The 25,867-nt window shown below is 57.3% G+C and carries 18 protein-coding genes; 7 read left to right on the plus strand and 11 right to left on the minus strand.

What is annotated here, in order from left to right; translation table 11 throughout:
* Nucleotides 1-161 precede the first annotated feature (161 nt).
* A complete protein-coding gene (locus tag ABLN94_RS16380; RefSeq protein ID WP_352994257.1) occupies nt 162-1,685 on the plus strand; it encodes a trimethylamine methyltransferase family protein in 1,524 nt (507 codons plus the stop codon).
* 33 nt (nt 1,686-1,718) lie between these two features.
* Here the strand turns inward: ABLN94_RS16380 and ABLN94_RS16385 are convergent, their stop codons facing one another.
* The gene (locus ABLN94_RS16385; RefSeq protein WP_352994260.1) at nt 1,719-2,693 is read right to left on the minus strand and encodes a LysR family transcriptional regulator; all 975 of its coding nucleotides are present in this window, start codon (nt 2,691-2,693) and stop codon (nt 1,719-1,721) included.
* A 183-nt stretch (nt 2,694-2,876) separates the two neighbouring features.
* A complete protein-coding gene (locus ABLN94_RS16390) occupies nt 2,877-3,767 on the minus strand; it encodes a LysR family transcriptional regulator (RefSeq protein WP_352994262.1) in 891 nt (296 codons plus the stop codon).
* 104 nt (nt 3,768-3,871) lie between these two features.
* Here ABLN94_RS16390 and ABLN94_RS16395 point away from each other — a divergent pair, with 104 nt between their 5' ends.
* Together ABLN94_RS16395 and ABLN94_RS16400 are read left to right on the plus strand one after the other, a co-directional pair.
* Nucleotides 3,872-5,422: a proton-conducting transporter membrane subunit gene (locus tag ABLN94_RS16395; protein ID WP_352994264.1), complete on the plus strand. Its 1,551-nt coding sequence runs from the start codon at nt 3,872-3,874 to the stop codon at nt 5,420-5,422.
* A 15-nt stretch (nt 5,423-5,437) separates the two neighbouring features.
* Nucleotides 5,438-7,846, plus strand: coding sequence for a YbcC family protein (locus tag ABLN94_RS16400; protein ID WP_352994267.1), 2,409 nt, complete (start codon nt 5,438-5,440; stop codon nt 7,844-7,846).
* A gap of 36 nt (nt 7,847-7,882) precedes the next feature.
* Here the strand turns inward: ABLN94_RS16400 and ABLN94_RS16405 are convergent, their stop codons facing one another.
* Genes ABLN94_RS16405 through ubiT form a run of 4 tightly spaced genes read right to left on the minus strand, consistent with a single transcriptional unit; the run spans nt 7,883 to nt 10,877 of the window.
* Nucleotides 7,883-8,395 carry a DUF2478 domain-containing protein gene (locus ABLN94_RS16405; protein WP_352994269.1) on the minus strand — a complete coding sequence of 171 codons (513 nt, stop codon included), beginning with the start codon at nt 8,393-8,395 and terminating at the stop codon, nt 7,883-7,885.
* A gap of 55 nt (nt 8,396-8,450) precedes the next feature.
* Nucleotides 8,451-9,353 (minus strand): ubiquinone anaerobic biosynthesis protein UbiV, encoded by a 903-nt coding sequence (gene ubiV, locus ABLN94_RS16410; protein ID WP_352994271.1) that lies wholly within the window; start codon nt 9,351-9,353, stop codon nt 8,451-8,453.
* 4 nt (nt 9,354-9,357) lie between these two features.
* Complete coding sequence (ubiU, locus tag ABLN94_RS16415; RefSeq protein WP_352994370.1) at nt 9,358-10,335, minus strand: ubiquinone anaerobic biosynthesis protein UbiU; 978 nt, start codon at nt 10,333-10,335, stop codon at nt 9,358-9,360.
* On the minus strand, nt 10,335-10,877 hold the full coding sequence (gene ubiT / locus ABLN94_RS16420; RefSeq protein ID WP_352994274.1) for a ubiquinone anaerobic biosynthesis accessory factor UbiT: 543 nt from the start codon (nt 10,875-10,877) through the stop codon (nt 10,335-10,337). The genes ubiU and ubiT overlap by 1 nt, the downstream gene beginning before the upstream one ends.
* Nucleotides 10,878-11,013: 136 nt before the next feature.
* Between ubiT and ABLN94_RS16425 the strand changes: the two genes are divergently transcribed.
* From ABLN94_RS16425 to ABLN94_RS16440, 4 genes are all read left to right on the plus strand, one after another.
* Nucleotides 11,014-12,522 carry a UbiD family decarboxylase gene (locus ABLN94_RS16425; protein WP_352994372.1) on the plus strand — a complete coding sequence of 503 codons (1,509 nt, stop codon included), beginning with the start codon at nt 11,014-11,016 and terminating at the stop codon, nt 12,520-12,522.
* Nucleotides 12,519-13,097 carry a UbiX family flavin prenyltransferase gene (locus ABLN94_RS16430; protein WP_352994276.1) on the plus strand — a complete coding sequence of 193 codons (579 nt, stop codon included), beginning with the start codon at nt 12,519-12,521 and terminating at the stop codon, nt 13,095-13,097. Before ABLN94_RS16425 ends, ABLN94_RS16430 begins: the two co-directional genes overlap by 4 nt.
* A gap of 74 nt (nt 13,098-13,171) precedes the next feature.
* Complete coding sequence (locus ABLN94_RS16435; protein ID WP_352994278.1) at nt 13,172-16,537, plus strand: DUF3857 domain-containing transglutaminase family protein; 3,366 nt, start codon at nt 13,172-13,174, stop codon at nt 16,535-16,537.
* A 48-nt stretch (nt 16,538-16,585) separates the two neighbouring features.
* Nucleotides 16,586-17,851, plus strand: a complete 1,266-nt coding sequence (locus tag ABLN94_RS16440; protein WP_352994280.1) for a hypothetical protein — start codon at nt 16,586-16,588, stop codon at nt 17,849-17,851.
* 165 nt (nt 17,852-18,016) lie between these two features.
* Here the strand turns inward: ABLN94_RS16440 and guaD are convergent, their stop codons facing one another.
* The 5 genes from guaD to xdhA all read right to left on the minus strand — a co-directional run bounded on the left by guaD (nt 18,017) and on the right by xdhA (nt 25,754).
* Nucleotides 18,017-19,366 (minus strand): guanine deaminase, encoded by a 1,350-nt coding sequence (gene guaD, locus ABLN94_RS16445; protein ID WP_352994283.1) that lies wholly within the window; start codon nt 19,364-19,366, stop codon nt 18,017-18,019.
* A 63-nt stretch (nt 19,367-19,429) separates the two neighbouring features.
* Nucleotides 19,430-21,031: a xanthine/uracil/vitamin C permease gene (locus ABLN94_RS16450; RefSeq protein ID WP_352994285.1), complete on the minus strand. Its 1,602-nt coding sequence runs from the start codon at nt 21,029-21,031 to the stop codon at nt 19,430-19,432.
* Between the two features lie 43 nt (nt 21,032-21,074).
* Complete coding sequence (xdhC, locus tag ABLN94_RS16455; RefSeq protein ID WP_352994288.1) at nt 21,075-21,953, minus strand: xanthine dehydrogenase accessory protein XdhC; 879 nt, start codon at nt 21,951-21,953, stop codon at nt 21,075-21,077.
* Between the two features lie 3 nt (nt 21,954-21,956).
* On the minus strand, nt 21,957-24,275 hold the full coding sequence (gene xdhB, locus ABLN94_RS16460) for a xanthine dehydrogenase molybdopterin binding subunit (RefSeq protein ID WP_352994291.1): 2,319 nt from the start codon (nt 24,273-24,275) through the stop codon (nt 21,957-21,959).
* A gap of 15 nt (nt 24,276-24,290) precedes the next feature.
* Nucleotides 24,291-25,754 carry a xanthine dehydrogenase small subunit gene (gene xdhA / locus ABLN94_RS16465; protein ID WP_352994294.1) on the minus strand — a complete coding sequence of 488 codons (1,464 nt, stop codon included), beginning with the start codon at nt 25,752-25,754 and terminating at the stop codon, nt 24,291-24,293.
* Nucleotides 25,755-25,867 lie beyond the last annotated feature (113 nt).

Genomic DNA, 25,867 nt, shown 5'->3' on the forward strand with positions numbered 1-25,867 from the left:
AGATAGGCCTGCACATTGCCGCAATTCGCAATGATATGCGTATTATTCAAATTATTTCGAAATCTAGATTCGATTTTTTCATTATACTACCTGTGGCCGTTGAATAGAGTAGGTCGGCGCTTCTTCTATCGCGCCCAAGTCTGGATGCAAAAGGAGCGAACATGACCGGGCAGCGTGGAAAGAGAGGAGGTCGCCGCGAGCGACTGGCACAGCGCTCGGCGAAACCGCTTGTTGACCCTTGTCCACCGGGTCAGATTGGTGGCGCGTACAGGCCACTCAGCGAAGCAGACCTTCGCATGATCTACGACACCGCTTTGGATCTGCTTGAAAAACTTGGTGTCGGCGAAGTGCCCGATCGCCTGCAGGCCGACTTGTTGACCATCGGGGCAATCGACAATGGCGAGGGGCGCTTTTTGTTTCCCCCTGCGCTAGTGGAAGAGGCCATTGATCAGGCGGCCAAGACCTTCGTTCTGCATGGTCGGGACCCGGCCCGTTCAATCGAGGTGGGCGGCAACAAGGTCTATTTTGGAACCGGGGGTGCCGCCGTTCAGACGCTGGACATGGAAAGCGGCGTTTACAGACCCTCGACATTGGATGACCTGCACAAGTTTACTAGGCTTCAGGACACGCTGGCGAATGTCAGCTGGTACACCCGCTGCTGTGTCGCGACCGATGTGCCGGACAATTACGACCTGGACGTCAACACCGCCTTTGCCTTACTTAAAAACACCACAAAGCCAACGGCGACGTCATTCACGCTGGCGGAATATGTGGCCCCGATTGTCGAGATGCTGGACATCGCAGCAGGTGGGCCGGGAGAATTTGCCAAACGCCCCTTTATGAAGGCCCATATCAGCCCAATGATTTCGCCAATGCGCTACGGCGAGGACGCGGTAGATGTGGTCTATGAGTGCATCCGGCACAACATCCCGATATCCTGCATCACTGCCGCTCAGGCCGGGGCGACCGCACCCGCTACACTGGCCGGATTTCTGGCGCAGTCGCTGGCCGAAACATTGGCCAGCCTGCTGATGGTGCATGCCATCCAGCCCGGCTATCCGATGGTTTTTTCCAACTGGCCGTTAGTGATTGACCTGCGGACAGGTGCGTTTTCCGGCGGCAGTGGGGAAACCGCTGTGCTCAACGCGGCGTCGGCGCAGCTGTCGAACTGGCTGGGGCTGCCGTCTGGAGTGGCTTGCTCGATGACGGATGCGAAGGCGATCGACGCGCAATACGGGATGGAAAAGGGGATCACGTCAATGGCTGCGGCGCTTGCCGGAGGCAACCTGATCTATGAAAGCTCAGGTATGACCGCGTCTCTGTTGGGTGCAAGCTTTGAAGCTTTTTTGCTGGACGACGAAATGCACTCGAACACCTATCGCGCCCTTCGGGGTATCGAGGTAACGGAAGAAAACCTGGGCTTTAACGCCATTTGCGATGCGGTTTTGGGCGATGGTCATTTTCTGGGCGGCCAGCAGACCTATGCCGCGATGGAGCGCGACTATTTTTACCCATCACTTGCAGACCGGGACGAGCCGCGGACATGGGCGTTAAAGGGAGCACAGGATGCCTGGACCCGGGCCCGAGAACGCGCGCAGGAAATCCTGAACGAGCACAACCCTGTGTACTTGACGCCCGCGCAGGAACAGGAGATACGCGCTCGGTTCAACATTCTTCATCCCTGATTGCACCCAAATGCCTAGCAAGAGGCAGGCCCATCAAGAGATCAGCCGGAAGCTTTCTTCCAGCCAGGGATTGCTTTGGCATTGTTGAGAAATCGCGTGTTCGGTGATGAGGGCTCGCATCTTGCCATCCACCAATTCCAGCACGGATCTTGAGCAATCCGGCGTGGCTACAATGGCCAATGTGCGTGAGAAACTCTTGCCCGGAAATCGATGCATCCGAAGCCTACTTTGAAATCGCTGGGCGCGCGAAAACAGCAAGGGTGTTGTGATCGTCCACCCGGCCCCTGCGGCCACCATCGCCATAAGCGTCTGGTTGTTGCTGCATTCGAAACTGGACACAGAGGACAAGCCAAGCCGACGCATCTGCGAGTCGATCTGGCGGGCAATGATTAGATTGCTTGAAAATTTCAGAAAGGGCAGGGGACTGCGACCTTCTACTATGTCCGACACGGGATGCTCGCAAATGCGCGGAAGAACCACGACAAATGGATCGCGCAGCAAAGGTCGTTCCTGCAAGTCACGCGTTCGGTCATTCGGCGTGGTTGTAATGCCCAGATCAAGATGCCGATTGCGTAGCATCTCTATGATCGTATGGCTTGAATCCGTCTGATACATGAAATCGCAGTTCGGCATATGCTGCGACAGGAAAACGGCCAGCTCAGGAACAATATCGCTGTCGAAGTCTTCGATGCTCCCAACACGAAGAAGGCTTGCTTCGGCAATGCTTCCGGCTGATGCTTCGGCCTTGGCTTTGCGGATCGCAAAAAGCGCATCATCAATGTTGCGTAGAAAAACCTGCCCCTTGGGGGTTAGCACCATGGGTCTGCGGGAATGGTTGAAAAGCTCAACGCCCAAGTGATCCTCAAGATTGCGAAGATGATGCGACACCGTGCTGATTGTCAGGCCCGTTTCCTTGGATGCGGCCTGCAATGATCCTTTTCGAGCACAGATCTGAAAAAGCTCAAGCCACTTGAGGCTCAGGTCTTTTGCGGCGGAATGGCGAGGCATTGGTTCCCTTTAATTTTGGCAGAAGTAGGCGGCACATTAGTTCAATTATATTGCAGTATTAGTGCTAAAATCTCGAACTAATAGGATAATCTTCAAGGAGACCAGGCATCTGGGAAACCTTCATTATTAACATCAACCACATCCACGCGCTGCACATGGGCACCCGATGAAGGGCAGCGGAAATCAGGTTCGAAAGGCAGGTGTTGTATCCTGTGACAGTAATTCCTGGACCAGCGGATTGGGGAAGCGGCGGCGTAGGGTGACCGCGTAGAAACTTTCCCTGATGTGGGGGTGTTCCTTCGCTTCGACCAACCGGCCCGAGGTCAGTTCGTCCTTCACAACGATTGGGGCCACAAGGGCCAGTCCAATGTCCTCACGCGCCATCAGGCGCATCATCGCCATGTCATCCACCTCGGCCGCAACCTGTGGGCGCTCTGACATACGGCTGGCCATGGCGTCAAACGCAGTACGTACGCTGCTGTCGGTAGTAGGCAGGATGAAAGGCTGAGCCTGCAACAACTCCTTGATCGGGCGTTCCGGATCCAACCGCTCGGGCGTGCCGACGATGCTGACGGGCTGTTCGGCAATCTGGTGGGTTTCAAACGGCGTCAGGCTGTCATCGGGCGGTGGTCTGTTCATCAGCACCAGATCGAGATTCAGTGTCTGCAGTCCCTCCATTAACTCGGTCGGGCCGCCCGAACGCAGGATCACCTCGACATCCATGCGCGATAGGATCGGCCGCAGAAACCCGATTTGGAAGTTGCGCGAGAGGGTTGCCAGAGCCCCGACCCGCAGGGCTCTACGGGTCTGAACAGTCTCAGTCAGAGTGGCGACAAGTTCTTGTCCTGTCGAGAAAATCGAATCCGCATGATCCAGCGCGATGCGTCCGGCTTCGGTCAAGTAGAGCTGCCGTCCTCGACGTTCAAACAGGTCGTGTCCAAGTCGTTCTTCCAATTGCTTGATCTGCACCGACAAGGCCGATTGCGACAGATTCAACCGCTGCGCCGTGCGAGTGAGGTTCCCGTCATGGGCCACGGCCCAGAAATACCGCAGATGGTGATAATTCAGAGGCATATTATTCTATTTAATAGAACGTAACTTACAGAACAATGAATTTTTAATGACAAGCAATCTGCCCTAACTGACGTCGCCAAGCCTACGAACTCGGGAACGTCACAATGTACTATCTCTATCTGCCGCTACTTGGCCCGATGATTTTAATTGCCGCTGCGATCCTTTCCAGGCTCCATCCGGGGCTGCGCCCTGGCAGGGTGCCAAAACTTGCCGAACTGGCAGGCTTCGTTGCCTTTCTGATCGCTGCCGGGGCAGCAGCAGTACTGGTGGTCAAGGGTCCCGGCAACTCTGAGCTCATCGGACTGCTCGGGATTGGACTGTCAATACGGCTTGATGCCGTCAGCGCGGTGATGTTGGTATTGGTTAGTTTTATCGGTTGGATCGTCCTGCGTTATTCGGCCACCTATATGGACGGCGAAACGCGGCAGGGCATGTTCACCCAGTGGATGACGCTGACATTGGCGTCGGTCCTGTTACTGGTGATGTCAGGCAATCTGATCCAGCTGCTGTTTGCTTGGACGACCACCAGTTTAGCCCTTCACAAACTGCTGCTGTTTTACCCCAAACGCGCAACGGCCCAACGCGCCGCGCGTAAGAAGGCACTCGTGGCAAGATTGAGCGAAGGAGCGCTGGCCGGAGCCGTGGTCTTGCTGATTGTCGAAACTGGCACAACTGATATCCACACGATCCTGACAACGATTCAGGCTGGCTGGTTGACCGCGACAGCGGCATTGCTGATCGCAATAGCAGCGGTTCTTGCCTCAGCGCAATTCCCGGTGCATGGCTGGCTGACCGAGGTTATGGAAGCCCCGACGCCCGTTTCCGCCCTGCTTCATGCGGGTGTGATCAACGCGGGTGGTTTCCTGCTGATCCGCTTTGCCGATGTGATGCTGGTCGCGCCAGGAGTGATGGCGCTGCTGGTGATGTTGGGTGGATTTACCGCATTGTTCGGCGGTTTGGTGATGTTGACGCAACCTGCGGTGAAGACTTCGCTGGCTTGGTCCACGATTGCGCAGATGGCGTTCATGGTGATGCAGTGCGGCCTTGCCCTGTTCCCGCTGGCGTTGCTGCATATTGTGGCGCACTCCCTATACAAGGCGCATGCGTTCCTGAGTTCGGGAGAGGCCGTGCGGAACGTGGCGGCCATTAACCGGCCCGGTCCGATTGCGGTGCCCAGTGCCAGCAATGTTCTACGGGCCTTTGTCACAGCGATCGTGATTTACGCTCTGGTTGGCACAGCTCTGGGCTTTGACGGCAAGTCGGTTCAGGCCATTGCCTTGGGTGTGATCCTGATCTTTGGAGTCGCCTATCTGCTGGCCCAGGGCTTCGCCGATGCTGCCCCGCGCCAGTTGACCCAGCGCACCGTGGTCTATGCGCTGGTGACCTCTGTCAGCTATTTCGCACTTCAGGTCATCGCTCAGTACATGACCGCTGGAACTCTGCCCGCCACGCCCGCGCCGGGTCCGTTGGAATGGGCACTCATCGTGCTCGCTCTGCTGAGCTTTGGCCTTGTCGCCATCGCACAGGCGACCTTTCCGCTTTGGGCTCCGCATCCAGCGGCGGCAGGTTTGCGAGTGCACCTGTCAAACGGCCTCTACGCCAACGCGATTTTCGACAAGCTGCTGGACGGTTGGTCCAAGCGGTCCGCAGCCTGAGAAGGAGCATAATTCATGTTTGCCAAACTCGAATCCTACCCCGCCCCTCTGTTGGAATTGGTGGCTGAAGCCAAAGCTGCAGCCAAGGCTATCCCACCACTGTTTCCTCTGTCCGCGAGTGTTGCAGTGAACCCGTTCTTGGGCCAGTCGAATGAGCCGTTGGCGGTCACCTCGGCCCGGTTGGCGCGGGTTGCTGGCACGCGGATCACGCCTGAACGGTCACTTTGGGCAGAAAAACTGGATGCCGGTGAGATCACCGAGGCCGACATTCTGGGCGCACTGTCGGCAATTGAAGAACAGTTCAACGTTCCAAGCTATGACGATGTCATGGCAGCAGTGCGCCAGCAGGCGGCACAACCCAAGCCTCTGCCGACAGTGGCCGAACTGGCGGCCGAGGTCTCGGGTACGGACTGGCCCGGTCTGATTGAAGACCGGATCGGCGTCTGGGCGGCCAGCCATTTCGATCAGGGACAAGCGCTTTGGCAGCAGGCCCGCACCGGAGGCGCATTCAGCGCCTGGCGCGATTTCGCCACGCGCGACCTGACACCGGAAATTCACGGGTTGAAAGGCTTCGGTGCGTTTGTTGCAGCTACCAACCGCTCGCATTGGCGCGCAATTGGCCGGTCTTCCGAACGGCTGGGTCTGAGCACCGAGGCGGCAGCCACCGCCTATCACCGCTGGCTCAGCACCATGGGCGGGTGGGCGCAATACGCCCGCTATCTGTTGTGGGACGCCGAGTTGAAGGGCGAACAGGACAACGCCGTAACCGAGCTGTTGGCTCTGCGAATGGTATTCGACGAAGCACTTTTCGAACTTTATCAAGATCAGATCGCCGAAAAGTGGGCCGAGGTTGTTGCTGCGCATGAAGCCCCAGTAACACATACAACTGACTTCGTTATCGACGCTGTCTTGCAAGAGGCGGCAGAGCGGGCGGAACAGCGCAAGCTGGCCAAACGGTTGCTGCCGGGTGCCGCGCGCAACATCGAGGAGCGCCCGCACGTGCAGGCCGCGTTTTGCATCGACGTGCGGTCCGAAGTATTCCGCCGAGCGTTCGAAGCACAGGATAGCGGCATAGAAACCCTTGGCTTTGCCGGTTTTTTCGGCCTTGCCAGTGCCCATACAGCAGCCGGGTCGGACGTGGTAGAGCAGCACGGTCCGGTGTTGTTGCGGCCGGGTGTTTGCTCGCATGCTTCAGAGCCGGAAAAGGCTGATTTGACCCGCCGTTATACGGCTCGGGCCAAGCGGGCATGGGGCCGTTTCAAACTGGCCGCCGTGTCTTCCTTTGCTTTTGTCGAGGCCACCGGACCTTTGTATGCCGGGAAGCTCGTGCGCGATGCGATGGGGCTTGGCGGTAAAGGCAAAACGGATCCGGCGCCGCAGCTGGACCCGAGCCTTGATCTGGACACACGTATCGGCATGGCCAAGACAGTTCTGACAGCCATGTCGCTGACCGAAAACTTTGCGCGGGTTGTTCTGTTGGCTGGGCATGGCGCAGATGTGACCAACAACCCGCATGAAAGTGCGTTGCATTGCGGAGCTTGCGGCGGCCATGCGGGCGACGTCAACGCGCGGTTGCTGGCAGCATTGCTGAATGACGCCGAGTTGCGCTTGGGGCTGCGGGAGCAGGGGATCGATATTCCGGAAGATACCGTGTTCCTGCCAGCGATGCACTATACCACAACCGACCGGGTCAGCCTGTACGAACATGGCTTGCCAAACGGCGACTGGGCAAGTGACGTGAAACAGTTGCAAAAGTGGCTAGCCGCTGCCGGGCAACTGGCTCGTGCGGAACGTGCTGCCCGCTTGCCGCGCGCAAACAAGGCTACCGACATTCAGCAGAGGGCGCAGGACTGGGCCGAGACACGCCCGGAATGGGGACTCGCCGGTTGTCGGGCTTTTATCGCGGCTCCGCGCCACCGCACCGATGGCGCGGATTTGGCAGGCCAGGCCTTCCTGCACAACTACAATTGGCGCAAGGATAAGGGGTTTGGTGTTTTGGAACTGATCATGACAGCTCCTGTCGTCGTGGTCAGCTGGATCAGCCTGCAATATTATGGGTCGACCGTAGCACCACAGCTTTTCGGCGGCGGCAACAAGCTGCTGCACAACGTGGTCGGCGGAATCGGCGTGCTTGAGGGCAACAACGGAGCGCCGCGTCCGGGGCTGCCTTGGCAGTCGGTGCATGACGGTGAGTGCCTTCAGCACGACCCGCTGCGTCTGTCGGTGATAATCGAAGCGCCGCGCGAGGCAATGTCGGACATCCTGTCGCGACACAGTGACGTGCGCGCGCTGTTTGATAACGGATGGCTGCATCTGATCGCCATGGATGATCAGGGCAAGCTGGCCTGGCGCTATGACGGAGACCTGAACTGGTCTCCGATCCAGACCGGTGCCGGTGCCGAGCGAGCAATCGCTGCAGAGTAAGCCAACAAAGGCGTTCGTTTCGGCTTTGAATTGTTGTCAGGCCTGCTGCTGCGTGGCCCCGTACCAGGTTTTTAGTACTTGGGCATCTGCAGGCAATTCCTCAGCCAATCCGCCTGCAAATGCCTGAAAAGATTTGGCATTTGCACTCCCCACGCCAACCAGAACCGGAATGTTCTGTTCCAGCGCCTTTGCCATCACGGCGCAAAACCCCCTTCCGGCGGCTTCCTCGGGACCGAATTTGTTTAGAATGAACAGGTCGACATCGTCAAAGCCACTACGCTCGACCTGGGCTACCGCATCGGTAAGCGCCACTGGGTTCAGCCTGCAAGCTGCTGATCCTTCACCCAGATCCTGAGTGATCTTGATGACCGGCCCGTCGGGCAGCACCCTAACGCTCATGTCACATCCGTTTTCGTAGGCCGCTGTGTAGCTCAACTCTTTGACGATCCCTCGCAATGTGGTCCCGGCGGCTCGCAGGTCACTTGCCAGTTCCGAGAGTATTCGGTCTGTCTCACCCTGTTGTGTCGAGGAAACACTTGCGAGTTTCATTGTTCGATCCTTTCCAAGTACAGACTGGATTCAGCAAGCCCCGGGGCGGTTTGTGTCAAGGGATCATCTCTCCGGACCAAGCTGCGCCGCATGATCCGGTCAGGAATCCATCGCTCAGACGCAGGTCTGGGGTTTTTTCCATGATCTCTTTTGCCACCTCACCTTTCGGTAAGCTCTGATCTACACGCTGGCGATACAAAGCGCAAAGGCGCGGGAACCCTTGCGACTGCGGCGACAGGCGCAGGGCTGACACACCGATCGCCCGCAATTGTTCGATCTGATGGTCGGTGCAGGCATAGCTGTCGGACAGAGTCTGCACGCCGTTCATAGCCATAAAGGGCTTGCCGTCACGGGTCCGCACTTCCAATCCGTCCGGGTCGTCTTCGCAGGCGAATTGGCAATTGTCTTTGGTGCGCCCGTGCAAGCGGGCATGATAGCAGCGCCCTGAAATCGCCAGTGGTAGGCGTCCGTGGCCCCATACTTCGACCGCAATACCCAGATCGCCAGCGGTCCGGGTCAATGTTTCCACCGAAGCCAGAGGCAATTCAGGCGGCAGGCACACCCGCCGTGTACCGCGAGAGGCCAACCATCGCAGCGTCCCTTCATTGTAGACATTCACCAACGGTCCTACCGTAAACGCAGTGCCTTCGGGCAGATGGGCTAGGGCGGTCAGATCGTTAACCTCGACCATGACCCCCATCTCAGCCAGCTCTGCAGTCAGTTTGCGTTCGCGTTTCAACGTGACCAGTGCCAAGCTGGTCAGGGCAACCTGCTTGCCTGCCGCAATCAGCGTAGAAATAGCATCGGGGATGTGATCCTGATAGAAAGGCAGGCGTTTGGAACAGACCAACTCTCCTATCACCACATGGTCCACCGGGAATTGGGCCAAGTCCTGATAGAAACTGCTCCAGAACTCTGCTGGCCAAAAGAACTGGCTGGGTCCGACTGTGAGCTCCATCGCGTTATCTCCACGTTTTCTTGTATGCGCCGGTTGTCATTGCCTGCCCTTCGGACAGGCGGGCGAGCATCCCTTCGGGCATCGGTCGCCCTGCCTCCAGCGCATCAACCGCCGCGCGAAAATTCTGCACAACCTGCGCGACATAGGATTTAGATCGCTGCCGTCCTTCGATCTTCAATGCTGTAACGCCCGCTTTTTGCAGTTGGGGGATCAATTGCTCGGCATTCAGGCTGACGGGGTCCTCAAACAGGTGGCCGGTCTTGTCACTGGCAGTGAAACAGCCCTTGCACAACGTGGGGTAGGGTGCGGGCTCTCCCTTGTTGACGCGGTGGATCAAGTAACCGCCTAGGCGGGCGTCCAGAACACCCTGATCCTCGGTGTAATCCACATGGCTGGCTGGGGAACAGACGCCGTTCATATTCGGCGACAGTCCGGTGGCGTAGGAAGACAAAGAACAACGTCCCTCGGCCATGACGCATAGGCCACCGAAGACGAAGACCTCGGTTTCGACCTCGGTTTCAGCATTGATGGCAGCGATCTCAGGCACGGACAAGACGCGGGGCAGGACCACTCTTTTGACACCGAAGGTGTCCGCGTAAAAGTTGATGACGTCCGCGTTTGCGGCGGCAGCTTGCACCGATAGGTGTCGCCGCAGGCCAGGGTGGGCGCGAGCGGTGTAATCCAGCAGCCCGAGGTCAGCCAATATCACGGCGTCCACGCCGCTGGATTCGGCATCCGCAACAGCGCGATGCCAGATCGCCTCATCACCCGCGCGGGGGAACGTATTAATGGCAACCAGTACTTTCGAACCGTGTCGATGCGCGAATGCTACCGCATCTCGCATTTCGGCACGATTGAAATTGAGGCCGGGAAAGTTGCGCGCATTGGTCTCATCATTGAAGCCACAATAAACGGTATGTGCCCCGGCCTTGACGGCAGCGCGCAGGGCGGCGGGTGTGCCCGCCGGACAAACAATTTCCATTACCATATCGTGGCATCCTCGGGTCGGGTCAGGCAGAGGCCGGTCTGGCGTTCGGCAAGGGCAACCAGCTGTTGCACCGGGCGTGAAAACGGCCCTGCAAAAGCGGCGGCTTCTTGCGCCAGATCCAGTTCGGCGTCATCGACCGCATTGCGCAAGGCGAGGGCCGCACCCGTATCCCCCTCGACCACCAGATCACGCGAGAAAAACAGCGCGTCACCGTCAAAAGCTCCGTGCACCAATCCAAGCAGCGCCGCCAGCGGACCCGAGATCCGAGCCACCCCGTCGCCGCGACCTCGGGTCAAGGTCACTTTTGGTCGACCGTCATTGGGGCTGAGGCAAAGGACTATCGGCAGGTCAACAGGGTCGAGAACGAAATCAGCCCGGGCATATGCGCCCAGACGCTGAAATAGCCCGGGATTGTTGCGAGCGATTTTACGCGAAAACATAGTCAGCGAAAGCGAAAGGGGGGCAAGCGGTAAAACCCGAAGTGCCGCCGCAAGTGGCGCAGGGCAGTGCGGTATTGGAATTTGGGGCTCGGACAAACAGACCTCCTGCGGTCTCAGCGGCTTGGATATGTGCTGTTGTCCTAAGGTGGCGCGAAAGGCGGGAAATTGACGGTTGTCAATTCTGCGCCAGAATTTCGCTGCTAGGGGAGGGGCAGACTACCGGAGCTGTCCCATTCGTACCTTGCCGCAATACCCCACTCTTCGTGACTTCCTTGGCTGGTGCGACGACACTGGCCAATATCGCGCCGTGTCTGATCCGGTGTCGCTGTGCCACCAGATGACTGCCGTACACCGTGCTGTGCTTGAAGCTGAAGGCCCGGTATTTCGGTTCGATCATCCTGTTAACGCTCAGGGTGATCGATCGGATATTCCTGTGGTCGTGAACCTGTTCGGGACAGCCGATCGTGTCGCAGCTGGGCTTGGCGTTTCGCCGGATGGTCTGGATGAGTTGGGGGCCTTTCTGGCTGCGCTTCGCAGCCCGGCGCCACCGGACGGGCTACGCGATGCTTTGTCGCGCTGGCCGATGTTGAAAGCGGCGCTGGCGGCTCGACCGAAACATGTTCGTTCGGCAGAGGTTCAGGACGTTGTCTACAATGGTGCCGAGGTCGACCTGTCCACATTACCCGTTCAGACCCATTGGCCGGGCGACGCCGGGCCATTGATCACTTGGCCGGTCGTTGTGACTCGCCCTTATGGGAGCGAAGCCGATACAGTCAGCCGGTACAACGCCGGAATTTATCGGGTACAGGTTCTGGATCGAACTCGTCTGATAATGCGCTGGCTGCCTCATCGTGGTGGGGCCGCACATCATCGCAGCTGGGTGAACCGCGGTGAAAAAATGCCTGTGGCTATTGTTCTGGGCGCGAACCCTGCGACACTTTTATCGGCGGCGTTGCCGCTGCCGGAAACAGTTTCCGAGCTGACTTTTGCGGGTGCCTTGAATGGCACGCGACCCCGGCTGGTCCCAGCCAAAACCGTCCCGCTGCTGGTGCCCTCGGATGCCGAGATTGTGTTAGAGGGCTGGGTCTCGCCCACCGAAACCGCCCCCGAAGGTCCGTTCGGCGATCACACCGGATACTACAACCCGGCCGAACCATTTCCGGTTATGCAGGTAACCGCCGTGACCCACCGAGAAACACCATTGTACCTGTCCACCTACACTGGACGTCCCCCGGATGAACCCGCGATCATAGGAGAGGTGTTCACCCGTCTCTCTCTGCCCACTATTCGCGCGCAAATCCCCGAAGTTCGAGACCTCTGGCTGCCTCCTGCCGCGTGCTCGTATCGCATGGCGGTAGTCAGTATCGACAAACGCTATCCCGGACAGGCGCGGCGCGTGATGATGGCGCTTTGGGGAATGTTGCCGCAGTTCAGCTATACCAAGATGATCGTGGTCGTCGATGCCGATATCGACCCTGCAAATTGGGACGATATCGCTTGGGCGCTGGCCACGCGCATGGATCCGGTGCGAGACGTGATGGTGTTGGAAAATACACCCATGGACTACCTAGACTTTGCGTCGCCTCAGCCCGGGTTGGCGGGAAAAATGGGCATCGATGCAACCACCAAAATCGGTTCAGAAACAAACCGGGAATGGGGGGAGGTCATGCGCACTGCCGACGCTGACGCCGCTTTTGCCACAGACTTGCTGGATCGGATCATGCCGGAGTTGGTCCGATGACCAATCCGCGCGTCGTACTGGGGGTGTCTGGGGCGTCAGGGGCAGCGCTTGGCCTTGCGGTAGCGCGCAATCTCGCAAGGCAAGGGATCGAGATTGATCTAGTCGTCAGCCCTGCAGCGCATCTGACATTGGCGCAGGAATGCGGAGCGAATGCTCTGGACGAACTGCGCGATCTGGCTTCAAGGCATCATGCTACCGAAGATGTGGGCGCAAGCATCGCATCTGGTTCGGTCCCGGTTGCCGGAATGATCGTCGCACCCTGTTCGATGCGCACGCTTGCCGCAATCTCACTGGGCCTAGACGACAACCTGCTGACACGCGCGGCGAGCGTGCAACTCAAAGAACGCCGCCCCTTGATCCTACTGACTCGCGAGGCACCGCTGACACTCGCCCACCTGCGCAATATGACAGCCGCGACCGAGATGGGCGCGGTGATCATGCCACCGGTACCTGCCTTCTATCTTGGGCCACAAGACCTTGACGATGTGGTCGACCAGATCGCAGCCCGGTCGGTAGATTCCCTGCGAATTGGCAACCCCACGGCCGCGCGTTGGTCGAACATAGCCGCCAAGTAAATTCCACAAGAACCATAATTCTGCCACGATAATTCAATCTATTGGCGAGTATTGGTTTTTTGGGATTCTTTGGTGTGAACGCGATTTTTCCTGACATCCCATCGGCGCCTGTCAATGCTCCGATCTACAGTCTTGAAACCGAATTGACCCGCGACTTGCGGTCGGAGCGGTGCCGGCTGCAGGCACGCCAGCAGTTTAAACTGTACCTGTTGCTCACACTGGCTGCTTGCGGCTTTTCGGTTAAGTTTCTCACTAAAACTTTCGGTGCGCTGGCTGCAATCTGGTATTCCGATCTGGCGCTTAGCACCGCTGGTGCAGAGCTATGGGCACCGTTGATGCCTGCTCTGCTGTGCTTACTCTTTATGTGGACATATGCCCTGAGTGCGGGCAGCTATTGGGCGATTTGGAGGGGGGTGGCACCCGTTACCCTCAGCCACGCTGAAAGGGCTGACAGCCATGTCTCTTACACCATAAACACGGATCACATCACGGCCCAAGAACCTCATCACAGTGAGTCTTGGCATTTTGCGCATGTCGCCAGACCCGTCCGCATGGGGCGGTTCATGATCTGGAAGAGACCTGCCGACAGGTTCTATTACACACCATTGCCCTCAGAAGACGATGCCCAACATCTGCTGACCAAGCTCAAAGCAGAGTGCAGGCCCACAGGGAACAGCGGATTTTCAGTGCAGGGCGCACCGAACTCAGCCATTTTTCAGAACATCTCCGCCCGATCCGCTTTCCACGCGTTGGAAGAGGTGTCGAAAAAAACAGGCACTGCTTGCCCTGCGTGGACGGGCTCCTTTTTCAGCTATCTGATTGTGCTGTTTCTGACTGGCGCCTCAGTGTTTCTGCTTTGGAGTATTACTCAAGCGCGCGTCGAGTCTTCGGGTTTTGTCTTGTTCAATCAATTGGTCTTCGTTCTGGGTACTATGGCTATGGTCGCGTTGGTTGCGCAGATTTGGTCGTTTCTTCCAAAGCTGCACCACCTGCACTATTTCCGGCACGGTTTGATGCGGGGATTTGATTGGGGCCCAACCGCCGTGACATGCGACAAAACTGGGTTCGAGGTTTGGCGGGAAGGCCGACTCTTGCGCATCGATTGGCCCCTCGTGCGCGCAGTGCACAGTGAAAACAATCTGACAATCATTGAGACGACGGCAGATCAAATGCATGTCGTTCCCGAAATACCCAGCGCAGCAAATCTTTTGGCGGCCTCTCGCACTGCAAATGGTTTAGGGCCGTGGTCTGATGCCAGACGCGTCACAGTGCCGAAAGAAAAGAAAAAGAAATGGTGGCAATCAAATGCCGCCAGTATCGCGTTCTGGGTGATTATTTTCCTGCTTTTGCTGGGTTTGTTGAACGTATTCGGAGCCAAGTCTGCCAAAGCGGAACTGCTGAGGAATGAACACCTGCCCGCATGGTACGAAGAAATCTCGCCGCAAGACCGAAAGGCCGCGTTGACGGCGGACAGGTCTGTGACGCTTCCCATCTTTGATGAAAAGGTGCGCGTCGAACAGGACGGGTATCAGACCGTTCGGCAGAGCGTCTTTGTCGTGCACGATCGCTCCATGCTGGAAAACCTTGGTGAAATTCGCCTCCAAGTAGATCCGAATTTTGAAAGCGCCACATTACATCGATTGCGGATTCATCGGGACGGTCGAATTGTCGATCAGCTGATGCTGCCGTTCAACGAGCTTAACCTAGAACCCAAGCTGGATTCCGGTGTCATGCAAGGTGACGTAGAGTATTTCGGCCAGATTGCCGATCTACGCGTAGGGGATTCCGTCGAAATGATATGGTCAAAAACGGCCAAGACACCGGTCTTCCCAGACCAGTTTCATTTTACTGCCGATAAGCCGAAAGACTGGGGGTGGGAGCTGAGGCGGACCAGCATCGACCTTCCCACCTCAACTTGGTTTGCACTGGAACACACAAGTGATTTCGCCGTCACCCGTCGTGAAGCTGACGGTCGGACGGTTTTGACTTGGGCACTGAACAAGATCGAAGAAGACGATCGCAACCTGCGTACTGCAGAGGACTGGGATGTGTCGAATGACGGGTTGCAGCTGTCCACCTTTCAAAGCTGGTCGCAGATAGCGCAGCAGTTTGCCGAGGACTATCGACCCCGACCGGACTTGCTGCCGGATGACCTTGTGGCCGTACTTAAAGATATCGCTGCGCAGTCCGAAGACCCTGAATGGCGGGCGACCCAGGCCCTGCGGCTGGTTCAGGACCGTGTGAGATACTTCAGCGTGTCCATTGGTGAAGGGGGCTGGATTCCACGTGCGCCCGGTACTGTCTGGTCCAGCGCCTATGGTGATTGCAAAGACAAAGCGTTGCTATTGATTTCGATGCTGGCACAGCTGAATATCCAGGCCGACGTGGTGATCGTGGATCATGACATTGGCCCAGCCTTGCCACGTATGTTGCCATCACCTTTTGTGTTCGACCATGCCATCGTTCGCGTCCGCGACGATCACGGTGATTGGTTCACAGACCCCACGGACCTATTGCAAGGTGGAATCGGTCGGGCCATCCCGCTGACCGATTTCGCCTGGGGGCTGCCACTGTCGGCCGACAGCACAGAGCTGGTCGAGATCGTCCGGCAGGTGTCAGATGAACCCACATTCGAAGTGCTGCAGGAATACACTCTACTGGATGAAGGGCCGACAGCCGCCATACTGGATGTCACCGAGACCTGGCGCGGAATAGACGCCGACTACAGGCGTTGGCGGCATGACGGTCAGGATGATGAAGAGCGGCGAGAGAACTATGAAGAGTGGTACGCCAAACGTTTTCCAGGGGCTACGCACCCAGAGGAAATGGTTGTCGAAGACGATCTTGACGCCAATGTCCTGAAACTAGTGCAGCGATATCATTTGCCGCGGGACGGGTTCGATGAAAAGGGTTTGTGGGACAAGCTGAGCCATTATGCTTATGCCGTCTCGGGCGAGTTATATGAATTCGATGAAGACGAAGAACTGGCAGGGCAATCGCAGGTAAATGACCCGATGCACGCTGTTCACAAAGTGGTCATGCGTAACGTCCCGGCACCATTGGAACAGCCGATAGGCCAAAGCTTCGAAAACCGTTTCATAAAATTCTCCACTTACGGCGACTGGAACGAAGCCGAGGCGGTTCTGAGCTATGAGTGGACCCTAAAAACCAAGAAAACCACGTTGAAACCCGGCGACGAGGGAGCCTGGCGAGAGGGGGCGGATTTCGTCGACGATCATGATTATTACAACGTCAATCTGCATTTTAACCTGTTTGAAGCGGTCGCAAACAAACCGCTCTACATGGGCCTGAGCGCAACCCAATTGATGCTCTTTCCCGTGCTGGTGCTCATGACCCTGCTGACCTTGTTGATTTTCCGCAAAGGTGTCAGGGCGGAAGTAGTAGCCTCCAAGGCCAAGATAGATGCGGGTGATGGATAGGCTGTCATCGCCAGCTTATTTCTTTAAACAATTCAAAAGGCAGTAACGATGACCTGGCAAGGTACGCTGGTTCCCGGGCAAGACGAGAAGAAAAACGATAGACCGGGTTGGCGGGTGACGCATGTTTACCCTGGCAGCCCCGCGTTTAGATCCGGAATCAAAGTCGGGTGGGAGCTTCAGACGATCGACAACCGAACAGTGTTTGCCCATCGGCTTTGCGACGCACGGTCCTCCGACAGCTGTATTTTGCGTTTCGTAGATGAAGAGGGCAACATTCACCTTTGGGAAGACCAACGGTTCCCATTCGGTTTGCGGCTGTTGCCACCCATTGATCCGTTCTTTCGGCATCGCGTGAAATTCGACGAATTGACCGAGGAAGATCGGGCAACCCTTATAGATAGGTTCGCGCTCGGCAAACTCGAAGCCTTTTCGGACTTGATCCCTGAAATCCAGACGGCGCTTGGTGTGAAGCAAAGCTTTTTTGCCAGAGCAGGTTTCAGGCCGCTCAGGAAATATGACTCGGTTCCCATTAGCGATGATGACGAGTTTCTGGATTTCTTGGCACTCGGGTATTTAGAACAAAAGAAATTCGATTTGGCAAAAAAAGCCAGCAGGGCTGCCGAAGATGCGCGTGGCAGGTTAGGGCGGGTCAGTTTCTCGCGTGATTTGCTCGCCATCAACTATTTCGTCAAAGCTCAGGTATTCCTTGCTGAAGGAGATGTCGAAGAGGCGACTTATTGGGCCGAAGGCGCATGGACCATGCGGCCCGAATACGAAGCACTCAAACTGTTTTTTTGGACCCTGACAGGTGAACAACCGCAGTTGACAGAACCCGCCCCAACCAATGAGGCATTCCCGTTCACCTACACATTACCGAACACCGATCCCGTCGGTGAAATCGCCTGTTCAGGTGAAGCCGTTAGTCTGCAAGATGAGCTGGCCGCAATGAGCCAAGGGCAACTTTTAATACTTGTTATCTACGGACCTTACCGTTCGAATTACTACGGCAATTTGGAAATCGAACGCTTGGCTCAATTGCATGCGGCTTGCCCTGAAATCATCGCGGGTGTGCATGTCGTCTGCAGCTCAAACTATGCACATTCCGATGAACACCGCCACGAGACAGAAGGTTTGGCACAACAGCTTGGCCTGCCTTTGAAAATCCTTTGGGATGAGCAAAACGAAGTGATGGAACGGCTAGAGCGTGAAGGCTCACCCTTTGTCTGCGCTTTGGGCAAAGATGGAACCGTCCTGTCCACCAAGTGTTTCGCTGAAGAAGAAGGCCTTTGGGAGGCACTAGGCAACGCTCAGTGACCGTCCGGCCGTGGCGCGTGTGGTCGATTAGTTGACTGGTTTCTAATGCGGAGTTGGGTTCTGTCCGGTCAACTAAGTTGCCGACAAGACAGAATCCAATCTCGCACGATCTGGGCCATAGGCACCAAGGATGTATTGTACAAAACGTCTATTGCGTGCTGTGTGTCACCGTGGTGTCATTACAGGGATATTTGCTGTTTCCTGACCTGGTGTACTCACCGGGCATCCGACACTTGGCGAGCCCGAAACGTAGACTGCCTCAATAGCGCGATCATCTCCCATCATCTGCAAAACAAACAACTCCTCGGCAAGACTGCTAACGCGATCCATACGCAGTGCCATGGCGGAAGTGCTGCGCGCGTTCAGAACAACGATATCCGCCTCGGTACCAGGCGCCAGGTTTCCGATTTTATCTTCCAGCCCCAGAACGCAGGCATTGCCAAGAGTTGCCCAGTGGAAGGCTTGCAGAGGATGCAGTGCCAGCCCTTGCAACTGCAGGATCTTGTAACCTTCGTTGAGGGTCTGGAGCATAGAGTAACTGGTGCCCGCGCCAATATCTGTAGCTATACCGTTCGAGATACCACGCGCGCTCAGACCACCATGATCAAAGAGGCCGCTGCCGAGGAACAGGTTTGAGGTCGGACAGAACACCGGATGCGCGCCGGTTTCCGCAAGGGCGTCGACTTCGCGCGCCTCCAGGTGGATGGAGTGGCCCAGCAGCGTCTTTCGGCCTAACAGACCATAAGACTGATAGACGTCCAGGTAGTCACGAGCACTCGGATATAGCTGTGCGGTGTAGGCGATCTCATCCTTGTTCTCCGACAGATGCGTCTGGATGTGACAGTCCGGATGTTCCTGCGCGAGGGCTTGTGCCATGGCCATTTGCTCGGGCGTGGAGGTGATCGCAAAACGAGGTGTAATGACATAGCCGTTCCGGCCCTTACCATGCCAGTCTCTGATTAGATCCTTGGTGTCATCATATCCGGTTTGTGGTGTGTCCAGCAGGCCCTCGGGCGCATTGCGGTCCATCAGGACCTTGCCGCCGAGCATGCGCATGTTGCGCCTTGTAGCCTCCGTAAAGAAGGCGTCCGCTGAAGCCTTGTGGACCGAACAATACGCGACAGCGGTCGTCGTACCGTGCGAAAGGAGCTGATCGTAGAACGCCCGCGCCATATGTGCGCTATGCTCGTCCGAAGCGAACCGGGTTTCTTCCGGGAACGTGTAGTTGTTGAGCCAGTCCAACAACTGCGCCCCCCACGAGGCGATCACCTGCACCTGCGGAAAATGGACGTGCGTGTCGATAAATCCAGCCATCATCAGGTGAGGACGGTGGTCTGTCACCGGCACACCCCCGGCATTCATGCTGATCTCGGCGTAGGGGCCGGTATCCTGAATAATGCCATCCTGGATCAGCAATGCACCGTCTTCAAGATAGGTGTATGCATCGGAATCTTCGCCGTTCTGCGGTTCGCGATGAAAGGTCAGCAGGCGACCGCGAAGCAATCTCTGTGTCATGAATCGTCTCGATTGTACGAAAGGTAAGGGTAGGGGGCAGCCCAGCGACTGCCCCTGTTTGGATTAGGCCTGTTGTGCAGGCGAGTCGTCATCGATGAGATCAGGTTCATCCGGTACGATGACGCGATGCTCGAGGTCTTCTTTCGGTGCGAGCACCGGGTAAATGTAGAGAAACGCGCCAACAATCAGGTAGCCGATTGTGATCCCGTCGAACTGAGGCATCTGCAGCGTGTAGGAGTGAATGATCCCTACAGAAGACATCAGCCCGCCTGCTACAGCAAACGCCCCTGCCATCCGGAAGCGGCCGTCGATCACATCGGCCACAATGGCACCCCAGATCAGACCCGTGATGATCGCGCCCTGGCTCAGCGCAAGGTGCCCCTCGTAATGGGCACCTTCCATGAGAAGGGCCGCAGTCAGACCCTCATCACCCAGAGAGGGCAAACCTTCGACACCGGTACTGCGCAGTGCATTCATCAACGAACCCCATTTGACCATCAGGAAGGCCGAAATGTGGGGCAGGATCGCGAAGGATACCGCTGCCATGTGCATCGGCTTTACAGCCCAGGCCGTATTGGTGATCAGGCTTACTGAGACAAAGACCAGTACTGGAGCGGCGGCGGCAATCGGGATCAGGCCTGCAAGGAAAGACAGGAAGCCGAGGAAAGCAGCCGCGGCAATAACGACAGCCACACCGACGATGTATCCTGCGTGAGCGTTAAGCCGTTTGTAGGCTGGGTGGCCGATGTAAACGGTTGTCGGGAAGGGTGAACCAAAGAGCGCACCCAGCATTGTGCCTGCACCGTCCGTTACCTGGCACAGTCCAACCGGGTAATGGTCACCTGCCGCTTCAGCCGACTCCACATTGTTCATCGTTTCGATGAAGTTGTAGATCTGCACAGGGATCAGCACCAGGAACAGCTCTGGGTTTGCGAACAGATACTGTACACCCGCGATGAGGTCACCGATGTAGGGGATCGGCGGATAGAATCCAATTCCGCTCACGTCGATTTCGGATTCACCAAGAACAAGGGCAATCACGGTACCGGCAGCAATCGCGACGAGACCTGCAGGTACATTACGCGGGAGGCGGAAACGACCGATCAGGCCCCAAAGGATAAACAGCAGCGACGTAAAGCCAATGATTGGGTTTTCAAAAACTTCCGCCAGCGGTACGGAACCGATAAAGACCAATGCAATCCCGCAAAGCGTGCCCAGCATACCGGCACGTGGTGTGATCCGCTTCAGGTACGGTCCGACCACGGAACCCAGAGCAGCAACGATACCGCCCATGAACCCGGCGCCAATGCCCACTTGCCATGCAAGCATCGGGTCGTTGGTCGCCCAGTAGATGGGCCCGATCACGCCAAACAAGTAGACAAACATAACCGGTGTCGAGATGCCGTAGGGCAACGCGGTTACGTCTTTACCTTGAACAGTTGCTGCCCATTTGGCGAGGTAAGTGTAGACAGCTACGCCCGCTAAAATCGCAATGGCTGCACCGGGAACGATGCGGCCGAAGACGATTTCCGCTGGCATCTGAAACACGAACTGACAGACCCCGGAAAGGATCAGCAAGTTTACGAGGTTATCGGTAAATAGCGCCCAGAAAGCGCTGAAATCGCTGCGGGTAAACAGCTTGTATTCGTAGGTCCTCCCGTCCATGACGGTCTCCTCCTCTGATTTGACCGGAATTGCCCGACAGATGTCAGGCCGTTCTCCCTTTCCGGTCGCTATGGTGGCCCTCGAGGGGCGCTTGGTTTGCCCCGGTCAGGGCGGTCGCGGCAGTTTCAGAGGTCAATTCAGCCATCACTTCGGCCACCACGAAGGCGGCGATGACGCTGGGCCGCTTGTCGCGGCTACCGCTTGCCCCAATGGGGCAATACAAGTGTTCGATAGACTGTCCGTCACAGTTTTTTTGCGCCCAGTTTCTGAGCTTTACCCGCTTGGTGGCGGATCCGATCATCCCCACATAAGCGGCGTCCTGACGTTCGAGCGCTGCAGACGTAAGCAGGAAGTCGAGCCCGTGATCATGGGTCAAAACAATAAATGCGCTGCCTGCTGGGGCGCTCCAGATCTCGGCTTCTGGAATAGCGCTTACTCGGGTTTCAACATTTGCGGTGCAAAGGTCGACTTCGTCAGCCCGTGTGTCGACGAGGATGCAACGTACTGGCAGGTGCTGAAACTGATTGGCCAATGCACGTCCGACGTGGCCTGCGCCCATGACGTATACATGCGGCAAAGCTTCCTCGCGCCGGGCCGCGCGTTCTGTTGCGGCCCATTTGTCTGACACTCGCATACGGGTCAGCTGCAACTCGACGCGACCACCACAGCATTGCCCGATTTCAGGGCCAAGCGGTACATCCAAATCCTGGTGCAGTGTGCCGTCACGCAGCATGTCCCGCGCGGCATTGATAGCCATGAACTCCAATTGCCCGCCACCAATTGTTCCCCAAAGTGTCTTTGGAGCCACGAACATCTCTGTCCCTTCGTTGCGCGGAGAAGATCCGCGCACGCGGGTAAGCGCAACGCGGATAACGCGACGCTGAGCGGACAGAAATTCGTTCAGGGAACCCGGGGCGGCCATGGCTCAGGAACCTTCTTGCAGTCGTGCGACAGCCATCAGCACACGCTCGGGCGTGGCTGGCGCGTCAAGGCGCGGGCATTCCCGGTAGTCGGCAACCGAGGCCACGGCCATCGACAGCGCCTCGAACACCGAAATTCCCAGCATGAACGGCGGCTCACCAACGGCTTTGGACCGTTTGATGGTCAACTCGCGGTTTTCCGACCAATCGGCAAGGTTCACGTTGAAGATGCGCGGACGGTCGGACGCCAGAGGGATCTTGTATGTCGACGGAGCGTGAGTGCGCAGCCGCCCTGCGTCGTCCCACCAAAGCTCTTCGGTGGTGAGCCATCCCATGCCCTGAATAAAGGCGCCTTCGACCTGACCCTTATCGAGAACGGGGTTCAGCGAGCGCCCGACGTCGTGCAACACATCCGTGCGATCTACCCGGTACTCGCCGGTCAAGGTGTCAATCGTCACTTCCGAGCACGACGCACCATAGGCGTAATAGTAAAACGGGCGGCCTTGTCCCTTGGCCCGATCCCAGTGGATTTTCGGTGTTTTGTAAAACCCGGCTGCCGACAGCTGCACACGCGCCAAATAGGCTTGCTTGATGAACGCGTCGAAGTGCAGGACCTCTTGGCCGATATGCACCTGATTGGCGAGGAAGGCTACTTCCTCAGGGGCGACTTTCCAGTTCTCAGCCGCGAATTTCACCAGGCGTTCTTTAATCTGTTCGACCGCGTTCAACGCGGCCATGCCGTTCAGATCAGTCCCGCTCGACGCTGCAGTGGCCGAGGTGTTGGGAACCTTCTCGGTGGTGGTCTTAGTGATCTTGATCCGGTTGAAGTCGACCTGAAACGCTTCGGCCACGACCTGCGCAACCTTAGTATTGAGGCCTTGCCCCATTTCGGTACCGCCGTGGTTCAGGTGGATCGAGCCGTCGTTGTAAACATGCACCAGCGCACCGGCCTGATTGTACCAAGTCGCCGTGAAGGAAATGCCGAACTTGACGGGTGTCAGCGCGATGCCTTTTTTCAGGATCGGTGATGTCTTGTTGAACGCGATGATGTCCTGACGGCGCTTGCGGTATTCGGACGTCTCTTCCAGCTCTCCGACCAACCGGTCGAGAATGCTGTCTTCGACCTCTTGGTGATACGGTGTTATGTTGCGGTCCGTGGTGCCGTAGAAATTGGCCTTGCGCACATCCAGCGGGTCCTGACCCGTGGCATAGGCAATCTCTTCGATCATCCGCTCTGCCGCGATCACGCCTTGCGGCCCGCCAAATCCGCGGAACGCGGTATTCGACACCGTGTTGGTCTTCATCGGATGGCTGTTCAGGCGCACATTCGGATAGAAATAGGCGTTGTCCGCATGGAAAAGCGCCCGGTCGGTCACAGGGCCCGACAGGTCCGCCGAAAAGCCGCAGCGCGCAGCAAAGCTGCCTTCGACTGCCTGAATGCGGCCATCGTCGTCAAAGGCGACATCATAATCGATCACAAAGTCATGGCGTTTACCGGTTGCCGTCATGTCCTGATCCCGGTCGGGGCGGATTTTCACGGCGCGGTTCCACTTTTTGGCAGCCATGGCGACAACGGCGCAGAAAAGGTTCATCTGGCTTTCTTTGCCGCCAAATCCACCGCCCATGCGGCGCACATTGACCACTACGGCGTTGGACGGCACCCCAAGAACATGGGCCACCATATGCTGCGCCTCAGACGGGTGCTGCGTCGAGCAATGTACGACCACATCATCGTCTTCGCCCGGAATGGCAATGGCGATGTGCCCTTCGAGGTACATGTGATCCTGACCGCCGACATTCATCCGGCCCTTGATCCGGTTCGGTGCGGTCGCCTGTGCTGGGGCAACGTCACCGCGCTCAAGCTTGAGCGGTGCTGTGACATGCGGGTATCCGGCTTCCTGCGCGGCGATAGGGTCCAACGCATGGGGCAGTGTTTCGTATTCAATCTTCGCCAATTCCGCAGCGCGGCGCGCGATGTCGCGGGTTTCGGCAACCACAGCAAACAGAGGTTGTCCGTGAAACTGAATAGCGTCAGTCGGGAAAACCGGTTCGTCGTTCAGGTGTGTTGGGCTGATGTCATTGGCCCCAGGTACATCGTCAGCGGTCAGGACACCCACGACTCCGGGCGTGGCCAGCACTTCAGTGAAGTCGATGCCCATCAGTTTGGCATGCGCGACGTCGGACACACCAAGATATGCGTGCAAGGTGCCTTCGGGCTGAGCAATATCGTCAGTGTAATCAGCCCGTCCTGTGACATGCTTGATTGCGCTGTCGTGGTTCACGTTGGTGTGGGCCGCCCCGATGATGGAAACGTTGTCTTTCATTTTGTCGTCTCCTAATTAGGCGCAAGCCAGTTGAACGGGGGTGTCGGTTTGGGTGTCATTTTCGAGGAAGAACCGGCGCAGCAGGTTCTGAGCGGTCAGCATTCGATAGTCAGACGATGCACGCCAATCGGTCAGAGGCGCGAAATCCTGCGCCAGCGCGACAGCGGCGGCTTCAAAGGTTTCACGCGCCCAGGGTTGGCCGTTCAGCGACGCCTCGGCAGCCGATGCACGCTTGGGCGTGGCAGCCATGCCGCCGAATGCGATGCGCGCATTGCTGATGGAGCCATTTGTGACTGTCATGTGGATGCCGGCAGCTACGGACGAGATGTCCTCGTCGCGACGCTTGGAAATCTTATAGGCCGCGTCCAGATCGTTGGACCCGGGCAGGGGGACACGGATACTTTCGACGAACTCATCGGGTTGGCGGTCTTGCTTTCCGTAGTCGATGAAGAAATCACCCAAAGGCAGTGTCCGGCTTTCGGAACCGCGCCGCAGCGTGATTTCTGCGCCGAGCGCAATGAGAACCGGTGGCGTATCCCCGATGGGGGAACCGTTGGCGATGTTTCCGCCGACAGTTCCCATATTCCGCACCTGCCACCCTGCGATGCGATCCCAGTAGGAGGACAGGTGTGGCAAGTGCTCTGACAGGAGTTCTTGGCAATCGGTGTAGCTAGCGCCAGCACCGATCAGGAGGAGGGAACCCTGTTTCTTGACTGATTTCAGATCTTCGAGATGACCAGTGAAAATTGCTGGCCCAATGTTGCGCAGGAATTTGGTGACCCAAAGGCCTACATCCGTGGCCCCGGCGACAATTGTGGCCTTGGGATATGTCTGCAAACACTCGGCAAGATCATCAACACTGGACGGGATAATGCTCAGGTTGTCCTCTGGTCCGGACACCACGCGCCGACCATCTTTGAGGGCGGCCAGACGCACCGTCATGGTTTCACGTTCGGTGTTCAGGTGGTCCGACGCAGGGGTGCCATAGCGGCTGACGGCAACGGCCGCCCGGATGATCGGTTCATACCCGGTGCAGCGGCACAGGTTGCCCTGCAACGCGGTTTCGACCTGCGCCTCCGTTGGCTCGGGTGTTTGCATCCAAAGCGCATAAAGCGCCATGACGAAACCCGGTGTGCAGAAACCGCACTGGCTGCCGTGATGATCGATCATAGCCTGCTGAACCGGGTGCAGACGACCATCAGGGCCGGACAGGTGTTCGACCGTCACAACATGACATCCGTCAACAGAAGCAAGGAATCGAATGCAGGCATTCACTGGAACGTAGATCAGGCCGGCATCGCCGAGGCGACCCACAAGTACAGTGCACGCTCCGCAGTCGCCTTCGGCGCAGCCTTCTTTCGTTCCTGTCAGTCGGCGCTCCAATCGCAGGAAGTCCAGAAGTGTCTGATCTGCTGCGACGCTTGGAACGGACACATCCCTGCCATTAAGGACAAATCGGATGTCGGTGCGATGCGTCATGGTATTCTCCCTCTAACCCTGCCTTCCGGTGGGTGATCGGGGTGACCATAGAAGTAACAATTGAGCCTGAAAATCATCGGAAACGACAAATACTTTCAACAGAACGTTGAAAA

The organism is Ruegeria sp. SCP11, from assembly GCF_040329455.1.
GTDB classification, from domain to species: domain Bacteria; phylum Pseudomonadota; class Alphaproteobacteria; order Rhodobacterales; family Rhodobacteraceae; genus Ruegeria; species Ruegeria atlantica_E.